The sequence below is a fragment of the Calditrichota bacterium genome (assembly GCA_014359355.1).
In the GTDB taxonomy this organism is placed as follows: domain Bacteria; phylum Zhuqueibacterota; class Zhuqueibacteria; order JANLFK01; family Oleimicrobiaceae; genus Oleimicrobium.
The window spans coordinates 1-10,397 of sequence record JACIZP010000010.1; the positions used below are offsets into that span (position 1 = coordinate 1).

11 protein-coding genes are annotated in these 10,397 nt (G+C 62.7%); 1 reads left to right on the forward strand and 10 read right to left on the reverse strand.

Translation table 11 applies throughout. The features are described from left to right. Positions 1 to 58: 58 nt before the first annotated feature. The 10 genes from H5U38_00325 to H5U38_00370 all read right to left on the reverse strand — a co-directional run bounded on the left by H5U38_00325 (position 59) and on the right by H5U38_00370 (position 9,934). Positions 59 to 295, reverse strand: coding sequence for a hypothetical protein (locus H5U38_00325; GenBank protein MBC7185457.1), 237 nt, complete (start codon positions 293 to 295; stop codon positions 59 to 61). Between the two features lie 561 nt (positions 296 to 856). Further along, positions 857 to 3,115, reverse strand: coding sequence for a sialate O-acetylesterase (locus H5U38_00330; protein ID MBC7185458.1), 2,259 nt, complete (start codon positions 3,113 to 3,115; stop codon positions 857 to 859). Positions 3,116 to 3,226: 111 nt separating this feature from the next. After that, positions 3,227 to 4,273: a selenide, water dikinase SelD gene (gene selD / locus H5U38_00335; GenBank protein ID MBC7185459.1), complete on the reverse strand. Its 1,047-nt coding sequence runs from the start codon at positions 4,271 to 4,273 to the stop codon at positions 3,227 to 3,229. Between the two features lie 15 nt (positions 4,274 to 4,288). Then, positions 4,289 to 4,894 (reverse strand): sulfurtransferase-like selenium metabolism protein YedF, encoded by a 606-nt coding sequence (gene yedF, locus H5U38_00340; protein MBC7185460.1) that lies wholly within the window; start codon positions 4,892 to 4,894, stop codon positions 4,289 to 4,291. A gap of 14 nt (positions 4,895 to 4,908) precedes the next feature. Next, positions 4,909 to 5,133, reverse strand: a complete 225-nt coding sequence (locus H5U38_00345) for a DUF3343 domain-containing protein (protein MBC7185461.1) — start codon at positions 5,131 to 5,133, stop codon at positions 4,909 to 4,911. Beyond that, complete coding sequence (locus H5U38_00350; GenBank protein MBC7185462.1) at positions 5,130 to 6,293, reverse strand: aminotransferase class V-fold PLP-dependent enzyme; 1,164 nt, start codon at positions 6,291 to 6,293, stop codon at positions 5,130 to 5,132. Before H5U38_00350 ends, H5U38_00345 begins: the two co-directional genes overlap by 4 nt. Positions 6,294 to 6,516: 223 nt before the next feature. Then, entirely contained in the window at positions 6,517 to 7,587 is a 1,071-nt protein-coding gene (locus tag H5U38_00355) for a hypothetical protein (protein ID MBC7185463.1), read from the reverse strand. A 25-nt stretch (positions 7,588 to 7,612) separates the two neighbouring features. After that, positions 7,613 to 8,611 carry a hypothetical protein gene (locus H5U38_00360; protein ID MBC7185464.1) on the reverse strand — a complete coding sequence of 333 codons (999 nt, stop codon included), beginning with the start codon at positions 8,609 to 8,611 and terminating at the stop codon, positions 7,613 to 7,615. A 99-nt stretch (positions 8,612 to 8,710) separates the two neighbouring features. Continuing rightward, positions 8,711 to 9,286, reverse strand: coding sequence for an NYN domain-containing protein (locus H5U38_00365; protein ID MBC7185465.1), 576 nt, complete (start codon positions 9,284 to 9,286; stop codon positions 8,711 to 8,713). A 183-nt stretch (positions 9,287 to 9,469) separates the two neighbouring features. Then, positions 9,470 to 9,934 carry a YbaK/EbsC family protein gene (locus H5U38_00370; GenBank protein MBC7185466.1) on the reverse strand — a complete coding sequence of 155 codons (465 nt, stop codon included), beginning with the start codon at positions 9,932 to 9,934 and terminating at the stop codon, positions 9,470 to 9,472. Between the two features lie 343 nt (positions 9,935 to 10,277). On the opposite strand from H5U38_00370, the gene ssb reads away from it, so the two are divergent. Further along, a partial coding sequence (gene ssb / locus H5U38_00375) for a single-stranded DNA-binding protein (GenBank protein MBC7185467.1) occupies positions 10,278 to 10,397 on the forward strand: 120 nt, incomplete at its 3' end.

The following is a 10,397-nucleotide window of genomic DNA, read 5'->3' on the forward strand; positions in this document are numbered from 1 at the left end:
TTCATTACGACATTCCCCGCCTAAAACTCATTTAGTCAAGGTGTGTCTTGGTACCTGGTCACCGACCGAAAAACGGCACTAAGGACCGACGCCCCTTTCCCTGATGCCTGTGGCCTGCCGCGGACGCGCCGGCCAGCGTGCTCACCGTGCCGCGCCCCGCCGGCACCTGCTCCACACAAGGGGTGGCCAAGAAGGACAGACAGAGCCGCCTGGTCAGTCCGGCCAGTGTGAGGGAGCCACCTTTCGCGACAGGCACAGGGCGCACGGCAGCCTTGCGCACCTTCGTACCGTCCATAGGGTGTACTCGCCGTCTCCGACTTAAGCGGGGCGGTTGCAGAGTGCAGAGGCGCAACCTTTCTCAGGTGGGCACTGCAGAACCACTGGCGGGCAAGGAGACGCGCACCTTGGCATTGGCGCCCGGCGGCTCGCCGGGGGGTGCCCGAATGTCTCGCTTTAAGATAAGAAAAAAATGTGCGCGTGTCAAGAGCTTTTTTTGCAGCGGCCAACCCCCGGGAGGTGTGTGGTCGTTGCCCTCACCTGGCGCACCGGGAAGAGCCCAACCTGGGGGCTCTCGCAGGCCCGGGGGAGACACATGGAGGCAGACAGACTCGGCGGACCAACCGCGCGGTGCTTCCTGGTGGTTGAGCTCGGCTGGTGCATGAGCACGGGCCAACCTCGGCGAGGTTCTGGCATGGCCGGGAGAGATATATAAGCGCAAGCCCAGCTCGCGGACCGACCGCCTGGTGGTGCCTAAGAAGGCGAGGCCGCGGGGCCACACATGAGCCCGCCGGCCCGTGCGCAGGCCTCCACTGAGCGAGCCGTGACTGGGCTGTGAAGGGTTTTTCCCTGCCCGCGGTTACTCGTAGCGCAGCGTCCCGCGGGGGTCGACAAGTTGCAGGTAAAGCCCCCAATCGCCCCCGGCCTGTTCCACTTTGGCCAAAACGGTGTTTGCCCCGCGTCTGAGACGCACCACCAACAGGTCCTGTGCCGGCGCGGCTGCCCGGTGGATATGCTCCTTGTGCACAAGCTCGCCGTTCACCCACAGGGCGACTCCGTCGTCGCTGCCCAAGAGGAGCAGGCTTTCCGTCTCCTCGGCGGCTTCCACCTCGGCGAAAGCATAGGCTGCCGCGTTCTCTTTCACCGGAAAACAGGCAGTCAGGTCTAAGAAGCCTTCACGATTGGTTTCGGCCCCCTGCCACACCACGTTCCCACCGAGACCGTCCTCGTAGGAGCTATGTTCTGGGCCGGACTTCTCTGGGCCAAAGGGGCGGTCAAAGCCTGCGTCGTCGCTATTGTCGAAAGGGCCTACCACTTTCCACTTGGTCACGAACCGGCAGGCAAGAGCAGGGAAGTGAGCACTGGTGGCCCATGTCCTGGCCAACTCCTTGCGCCGGGCGAGGGGTGCGGAACGGGCCTCGGCAAGGTAAAAGTCCCAGCCGGATAGATCGCCGAGGGCAAAGAGAAAAGGCTGCCGGACCAACCGGAGGTCCGGTGAGGAGGCTTCTACCACAGCCTGTACCAGGGGGAGGATACGCGCTTGGTCGTTGCGAGCCAGGCTCACCACCTGGGGCAACATGACCGGAAGCGAAGGGTCAGCAGGAGAGACTTGCGCCCGCTTGACAAAGGTCTCCAACGCAACCTGGCTCAGGTCAACGGGACCGAACGCGGGTAGTGCCATGTCAAGCTCGTCGGTCACTGTGCAGAACGGGTCAAGGCCCCACCCGTACCACAGGTAGGCGTCCGGTGGCGGCGCCTGCCGCAAGTACAGGTCGATGGATGGCTCCGTAGACGATGTCTCTACCTTGTAGATGAGGCGCAGGTCCTCTCCCTCGGAGTTTCGGATGGAAAAGCCCGCAGGCGTGGCTGAGCGGCACAGTCGACCATTTGCGCCCGCGAAGTGCAATCGGTAACAGGGGTAGCGGAATGGCACGATGGAGATGTCCGCCAGTTGGGGCCCAGGTTGGATGTCGCGATGTCCGAATAGGTCGCGCAGGACCAAGAGGGCCAGGCGTCTGCCCAGGCGCTTGTGACCGGCAGTGCTAATGTGGATGGGGTCGTCAAGAGGGAGGTCAATGCTGGCCACCATGCCGGCATGTGCGAGTTGAGCTGCGCCGAGCCTCTGCTGCTCGCGGATGACGTTCCAGTAAGGGTTCTCGTTGGCGGTCACATATCGCCCCAGCTGGACGTAGTAGAAGGGAAGGTCCGGGTCGCCAAAATCGCGGCGCACGGAGGCGACAAAGTCTAAGAACCGCTCGTGGAACAAGCGGGCCGCAGTCTGATTAGCATCCGATTCGCCCTGGTACCACAGCACGCCTCGCACCTTGCCTCCCACTGCCTTGAAGCGGCGGTACATGGAACCGTACAGGGAGGTCCCGCCCTGATCGCGCTTCGCAGGGTCCCACTGCTCCATGGAGGTGCCTCCATGAGCGCACGGTACTAAGCCGATGGGTACGCCGGTGCGGGCCACCAGCTCCTTGGCAAACGGCAAGCCCAACCCAGCGCCGGTCTGTGGGTCACGCTTGGCAGCGGCGCGCGCCTTCGCAAGCTCGGAGGGCGAGCGCCCGCCGTGGTGCACCGGGTCCGGTGAGTCCAGCAGCCAGTGCAGAGGGTCAGCGGCGATGGCCCACTTTTCGTCAAAGCCGTAGCAGTTTACCAAGATGCTCGGATCCTCAGCCTCGCGCAGGTCGCCGATCCCTTGCATATTGGACTGGCCCGCGAGCAGCCAAAGGTCGCCGACCAACACGTGGCGTACCTGCGCCTCGGCGATGACTTTGCCATTCGGAGCCACCACGCGCAGCAGGATCGCGTAGGGGCCGCCGGTAGGAAGTGACCTTATCGTACCTTCCACCCGTCCGCGACGGCAGGCGCCTACTTCCTCCCACTCGCGCAGCGTTGCCCCGGTACGCTGGGCAATCACCATGCATTCCACTCTGCCGTTCGCCCCATTGGCGAGAGCGCCGGTGAATGCCACAGAAGCATTGCCAACGGCATCACGTTGAAAGACCTGGTAGTCGGCCAGGCCAGAGTGGATGGTCAGCTCACCAGCGGTCAGGGACACCGTTCCAACTGCCGCCGCCAGAACAGCAACCATGAGGCAGGGTGCAATTCTTGTCATGGCTATTCCTCCGCGCATTCTTTTGTATCCGGTTAGCCGTCCGAAGGCAGAGCGTCAGCCCAGTTTGTGGGCTTGTGAGCCCGTCTCGCCGCGCAGGGACGGCCTCCCCGCTCAGCGCTCTACCTCCACGCCGGCGCCCTGGACTACCTCGCCCACCTGCCAACAGCCCTGGTCTTGCTCCTCGCACAGGCGCGCAAAATCTTCTGCCTGCGCGCGCGGCACCGCGACCAGCAGCCCCCCTGAGGTCTCCGGCGTGAAAAGGAGCAGCTGAGTCTCTTCCTCGATGCCTGGCACAAAGGTCACTTGCGGCCCATAGCAATCCCGATTGCGACAGGAACCCCCAGGGAAGAGCCACTCTTCGGCATACTGCCTGGCGCCGTCGAGAAAAGGGAGTGCCGCCAGAGAGAAACGGAGGCGTACGCGGCTCTTTTCCGCCATCTCACAGGCATGACCAAGGAGGGAGAAGCCAGTTACGTCAGTGCAAGCATGGGCGCCGGCACGCACCGCAATGCCCGCTGCCGTGCGATTGAGGAGCTTCATTTCCGCCACGGCTGAGGCCAAATGGGTAGGGTCGGCGACGTCTCCCTTTGCGGCGGTGGTCACTATGCCAACGCCAAGTCGCTTGGTGAGAAAGAGCACGTCGCCTGGCCGAGCGCCGCCTTTGCCAAGAATGCGGTCCGGATGGACCAAGCCCAGCACGGCAAGGCCGTATTTCGGTTCCTTGTCGTCTACTGTGTGGCCGCCGGCGATGGCCGCCCCCGCTTCGGCCACCTTGTCGGCACCTCCCCTGAGAATCTCCGTGACCATCTCTGCAGGCAGATCAGGGGGAAAACAGCATATGTTGAGAGCCAGGGTTACCTCGCCTCCCATGGCGTAGACGTCGCTCATGGCATTGGCGGCCGCGATTGCCCCATAGTCGTACGGGTCGTCCACGATGGGCGTGAAATAGTCCACCGTGAGGATGACTGCTAACTCTGGCGTGAGTTGGTAGACGGCGGCGTCGTCGCTCATCTCCAGCCCCACCAGGAGCTGAGGATGGTCCGCAGCTCTAAAACGTTCCTGCAAAGGGCGCAGCACCTGCGCCAGGGTCTGAGGACCCGTCTTGGCCGCTCAGCCTGCAGCCGAGGTCAGAGCTGTCAACCGCACCTTCGCGTTCATGGCCAGGTTCCTTTGCTACAAGTTCACCACCTTGCCTGCGCCCAATAGGGTCTCGGCGATGGTGTACATGTTGGAGACCTCGCCCACTGCCACTTTCTCTTTCAGGCCAAAGTGGCCTAAGCAAGTGCCACAGGCGAGTATCTGCACCCCCTGTTCCTGCAAAGCCCGTAGGTCCTCCAGAACCGGGGAGCCCTCCACCACAAGATAGACGCCGCTGTTGAAAAAGATGATGGTCTGGGGCAGAGGGTGGGTTTCGTTCAAGGTGTGGAAGAAGCTGCGTATCAAGATGCTCCCTAGTTCCTGGTCGCCGTGACCCATGCGATCCTGGGAGATGGCCAGCACAAGCGGGCCTTGCGCGGGCGTGCCGGCAACCATCTTAGCCGGCGCCTGCAGCTGTGCGCCCTTGGTGATGTGCAAATGGATGCCATCCGGGCGCGTTTCGCTCTGCACCGTGCACCCTGACTTTTCCGCCATCCGGCTCACGTTCTGGCGTGAAGTCTCGTTGTCGACGATGACCTCCACCTCGTCAGCCTCCTGCAATGCCTTTCTGGTCAGAATGACCGGTTGGGGACAGGCAAGTCCTCGTGCATCAACGATGCGACTCATTCGACTGTTCCTCATGGTTTTGCGCAATGTCAAATGTCATGCCTGCTCGTGATGGTAACCCCTGCTTGTGCAAGGAGATGAACGGCCCTGGCGCAATCGCTCCTTGCCACCCGCACGCAAACACCGCAGTCGGAACTCACTTCCCTGGGCACGGGGATGAGCTTGCAGCGCAGGCCTTGCGATTTGAGCACGGCCTCGGCTCGCGTGGCGTGGGATATTGAGGGGACAAGCAGTATCGCATAGCGCTCCTTCATCGCTTTCCCCCGGCAATGCGCGCGACGGCCTGTACTGCTCGCTCGATCTGCAGGCGGGTGGTGAAGGCGCTCAGGCTGAAGCGCACCGCCCCGCGCGGGAAGGTACCGATGGTCTTGTGCGCACGCGGGGCGCAGTGCAGTCCAGGGCGGCACATGATGCCGTACTCCCGGTCCAGGCGCTGGGCCACCCACGCCGGGTCTCGACCCTCGATGTTGAACAGCACTACCGGCGCGCGGCGCGCGACGCTGTCCGGTCCGTACACAGTGACGCCAGGGATGTTCTTCAGGCCCGAGAACAGCTGCGACGTGAGTTCCTCCTCGCGCGCGCGAATTGCCTCCACCCCCTGACGGCGCAGCCAACGTACCCCGGCGGCAAGTCCTGCTATGCCGACCACGTTCGGCGTGCCACTTTCGTACTTGTCCGGCAGAAAGTCCGGCTGTTCTTCCTCCTCGGATCGACTGCCGGTGCCACCTTGCAGAAGTGGCCTCAGTTCCGACAGCGGCACGCGCGGGCCGATGACCAGGCCCCCGGTGCCCATGGGCCCAAAGAGCGCCTTGTGCCCGGTGAATGCCAACAGGTCAATTGGCGTTTGGCGCAGGTCCAGGGGAATAGCACCCAGCGTCTGAGCGGCATCAACCAGCAGGAGCACGTTGCGCCTGCGAGCCAATTTCGCGAGCTCGCCCACGGGAAGGATTGTGCCGACCGCGTTCGAGGCGTGCGTGGCGACGATGAGCCGGGTGCGCGGAGTGATGGCCTGCTCCACAGCGGCGCACGCTAACTCGCCAGTGACCGAGCAGGGCGCCACAGTGAGCAGCACTCCCCGCTGCACCATGGCGTGCAGCGGTCGCATCACAGAATTGTGCTCCATGCTGGTGCACACCACGTGGTCGCCTGGGTTGAGCAGGCCATGCAGCGCCTGGTTCAGGGCGGCGGTGGCGTTGGCGCAAAAGACGACGCGTAGAGGGTCATCGCATCCGACCAGGGCAGCGATTTCCTCGCGGCCCCGGTAGAACAGCCGGGCCGCGGCTACAGACAGGCGGTGGCCTGACCTACCCGGATTGGCGCCGACTTTGTCCATGAATTGCAGCATGGCGCGGCGCACGGCAGGCGGCTTTGGCCACGTGGTTGCCGCATTGTCCAGGTAGATGTACTCGGGCATTCTCTTTTACCTTCGGCCGCTCAGCAGGCATAGCCCACGGGCGTGCTGCCTCGCCAGTGTCTTCAGGGGGCAGATCCGGCGTTGCCTGAAAGCGCCAAGCCTGAGCGAGAAGAACGCCGACCCAAAAGCAGCAGCTCTTGCGTGCGACCACAGAGCTATGCTATTGTAGCAAACTCGGTTCACACAATCAAGCGGGTTTTTCGGAAGGGCCAGCGGGGCACCGCTAGCGGTACTGGCCGTCCGTCAGGGCGGTCTGGTACATGGCTAACACGTTTTGCGTAGGCGTGTTGTCCTGCAATTGATGGGCGGGCGCAAAGCAATAGCCGCCGCCCGGCATCATGACTTCCAGCACGTGGCGACAGTAGGCGATTACCTCTTCCACGGAGCCGGTCGCAACGGGGCCAGCAGTGGAGATGGCTCCATGGAAAGCGAGGTCGTTGCCGAAGCGCCTCTTGAGGTACTCGGGGGACATGTCCTTGGCCTCTGGCTGCAAAGTATCCACCGCGGCGATGCCCATGACGATGAACTCTGGGAAGGCCCAGCTACTGGAGCCGCAGGAGTGGATCATCACCGGAAGGTCAAAGGCGCGGGCAAGGTCCACAAACCGTTGCAGTCGCGGGCGAATCTGTGCGCGGAAAAGCTCCATGCTGATCAGCGGGCCATTCTGCCCGCCCAAGTCTTCGCCGATCCACAAAAAGTCGATTTCGCCACGGGCCGCTTCCAGTGTACGCCGGGTGACTTCCAGTTGCACCTCCAGGCGTCGGTCGATGAGCAGCATGCCGGCTGGATCGGCGGTGGCGAGGTCGATGAGCGCTTGCTCCATGCCGCGCAGCATGGTGGTGCTGTTGATGATGTCGCCCAGTCCCGGGCCGCCCATGTAGAGGCAGAACTCCTTGTTCTGGCGACACTGCGCGAGCACCTGTCCGTAGTCATAGTCGTCCGGGGAGGGCATGGGCCAGCGGGCAACTTCTTCTGCGGTGGCAGTCCGTAGTGGAAAGTCGCAAAAGTCCCAGTAGCCGCCAGACGGGTGTTCAACCCAGCGCGTGCGCGTGCCCCATTCTGGATCGACACGGCGCTCTGGCAGCTCAGGGTGGAGTCGTGGGCCGACATACGGCGCCCAGACCCATTGAAAGTCAACGCCCAAGGCGGCGCGCAGATGCGGCCAGTCGTCGGGAGCCAATCCGAAGTGCTGCATTAGGCGCGCCTGCACACCGGGGTTGGCGGCAAAGTTGATGGGGACCCTATCAGGCTCTTGATGGGAAAGGGCCGTGAGCACGCGCTCCTTGGGGCTCATCGCACGACGCGCCACGCCTGTCCCCCTATTGGGCCGGTTCAATGGCCGCCTGGGCCATGGCAAGCACATTTTCCGGGGGAACGTTCGGGAGAAGCGCCTCGTGGCTCGGACTCACCACCAGACACGGGCCCAGCACCCGCTTCAGCCGATGCACTTCGGCTTTCACCTGCTCCGGCGTGCCGTGCACCAGTAACTGCTGGGTGTCCACTCCGCCCAAGAAGGCGATCCTCCCGCCAACAGTCGAGGAGAGCGTCTCGGCATCCATGTGCGCGGCGCGTGCCTGCAACGGGTGCAAGGCGTCGATGCCAAGCTCCACTATGCTGGGCAACACCTTGTAGATGGATCCGCAGGAGTGGAGAATCACCTGGTAGCCGTGCGCCTTGGCCTGGCACACCAGCTCTCGCATGTACGGAAGGACGAATTCCTGGAACTGAGCGGGGGAGAGCAAGAGGTCGAGCTGCGAGCCGAAGTCATTGCCGAAGAAGAAGCCATCGATCAACTCGCCTGCACGCGTGTACAGCCGGCGGTTGGCCTCTAAGTAGAAATCGACCACCCGGCGGGTGACCGCATGCACTACCTCGGGATGGGTGTACATCTTGACGAAGTAATTCTCCATCCCGAAAAAGGCAGCCACATCGTGGAAGAACGGACACCAAAAGCCGCTGGCCCGGTAGACCTCGCCAGCGTTCTCCAAGGCCCACAGCCACTCGTCCAGATCCAGCAGGTCTGGGTCGGGCCAGGGGAAAGAGGCAACCTGGGCAGGGTCTTCGCAGTCGGCAAATACCCCGGCGGCTGCAAGCCGGCGTTCGCGCGGCCGAGTGTCGAAGATGGGTTCCCCTTGCGGATGGCGGTAGCAGGTGTATTGGAAGCAGATCCAGCGGAGGTCGTCGCCCAAGAGGCGGCGCAGGCTCTCTTCGTCCTTACAGCCAAAGGCGCGCAGATAGATGGGCCAGGTCTGTTCGTGGGGCTTTCCTAACCAAAAGCCGGTGCGGTCGGCTTCCTCACCGCTGAAAATGGTCTTCACCCTCTCGCGCGAAGTCATCGCGTGACGACGGGGTGCGCGCAAGTCTTTGCTCACGGACAGTCTTTGTGCAGTCGCAACGGATGTCTGTCTGTGCGGCCCTCACTCTTCCCACACTGCCTGGCCCGCGACAAGGAGGTCATCGGCAGTGCTGAGTGGCGCGTGCTCCGGCTGCCGTCGCTCGCCGCGCCCCTCTACGTCGAGGATGCCTTCGATCTGGTGCAGGTTCATGAATTCGTGGCACGCCTGAATGAGCTCCGGCGAGGTGAGCTGGTCGGGTCCGACCACCTTCACCACCTTGCCCATGGCACAGAGATGGTTCACTAACGCCACGAAATCGCCATCACCAGTCACCAAAATAATCTCGTCCAGACGAGGCGCCTGGCTGAGAATCTCCACGGCCATTTCGAGGTCCATGGTGGCCTTGGTTGTGCCGTCAGGAAGCCGCTTGATGGGCTTGGCTACCACGCGATAGCCGATGAGCCCGAGCAGGTTGAAAAAGTCGCGCTGCCTGCCATTTTCCGGATCAAAACAGGTGAATGCCGTGAAGGTAGTGACGGTGTGATCGCGGGTGAAAAAATCACGGAGTACACGAAAGTTGATCTTGCCCTGCTGAAACCTCGCTTTTGTGGTCATGTAGATGTTCTGAACGTCGATGAACACACCTACTCGTTTCATATGCCTCCACTTCCTCTTCTTCCCCCACCTTGCGCTTCGGCGGTACCCTCCCTACCTTGCTCGACCGTCCACCTTACCCATGGAACGCGCAAATCTCACTGCGCCCACAGGAACCCGCCGGCCGGCGCGAACGATAGCCGCCAGGCCTGGATGGGGCCCTGTCCCCCTGTTGAGCCTTGCTGTCTACGGAGCGGCGAATTGGCCGATCTTCGGCTGCACCAATCGCTCAAAGTCCTTGTACGCCAGCTTGATCAACTGGGTATGTGAGCCGGCGTTGAAAGCGATCTGCTCGTCTTCGGCCAGCTCCTGCGCGGCATAGACCTCCATGCCGTAGAGGTTGCCGAAGGGCGGCATCGCCCCGACCTCGCACTCGGGAAAGAGTTCCTTGAACTCTTGCTCAGGGGCGAGCTCAACCTTTTTCGCACCGGCCAACTGCTGCAACCGCGCAAAGTCGATGCGGCGCGAGGCTGGCAGCACTGCCAGAGCCATCTTGCCGTCGATCTTGACCACCACCGTTTTGGCCAGCTCCTTGCCCGGCACGTGCGCCGCCGCGGCTATTTCCTGCGCCGTGTAGGCCGTGGAGTGGTTGATGGTGGTGTACTTGACCTTGTTCCGGTCAAGGAAATCTTTGAGCGCTTTAACCGGCATGCGACCCTCCTTGGCGACTGAACGTCGCCCTTGGTGGCAAACCCACGCGGAGGTGCAGCGCGCGTCGTCCCACGTTGCCCCAGAAATTCGCGCCTCGTGCAAGGCCCGATTCGGCCTTGCAGGACCAAGGCACCTAAATTATATCAAAAAGCGGGCAAACAATCAAGCGGAATGTACCCCAGCGGGAAAAGGGCACGCGCGGTTGCGCTCACGGTCTCTGCCGACTCGCGCAAAAAAGGGCTTGACTCTTAGGGCTTTTTTTCTTATGATTGAATACAGTCCACGGGGAGGGAGTGGGTCAGTTGGCGTGATACCGGTAACCCAAGCGGAAAGGGATCCCGCCATGGCATCGCGAGGCGTAAACAAGGTCATCCTGATCGGCCATTTAGGGGCCGATCCCGAACTGCGCTACACCCCCAGTGGCGCGGCCGTGGCCAACCTGCGGGTGGCCACCAACGAGGTC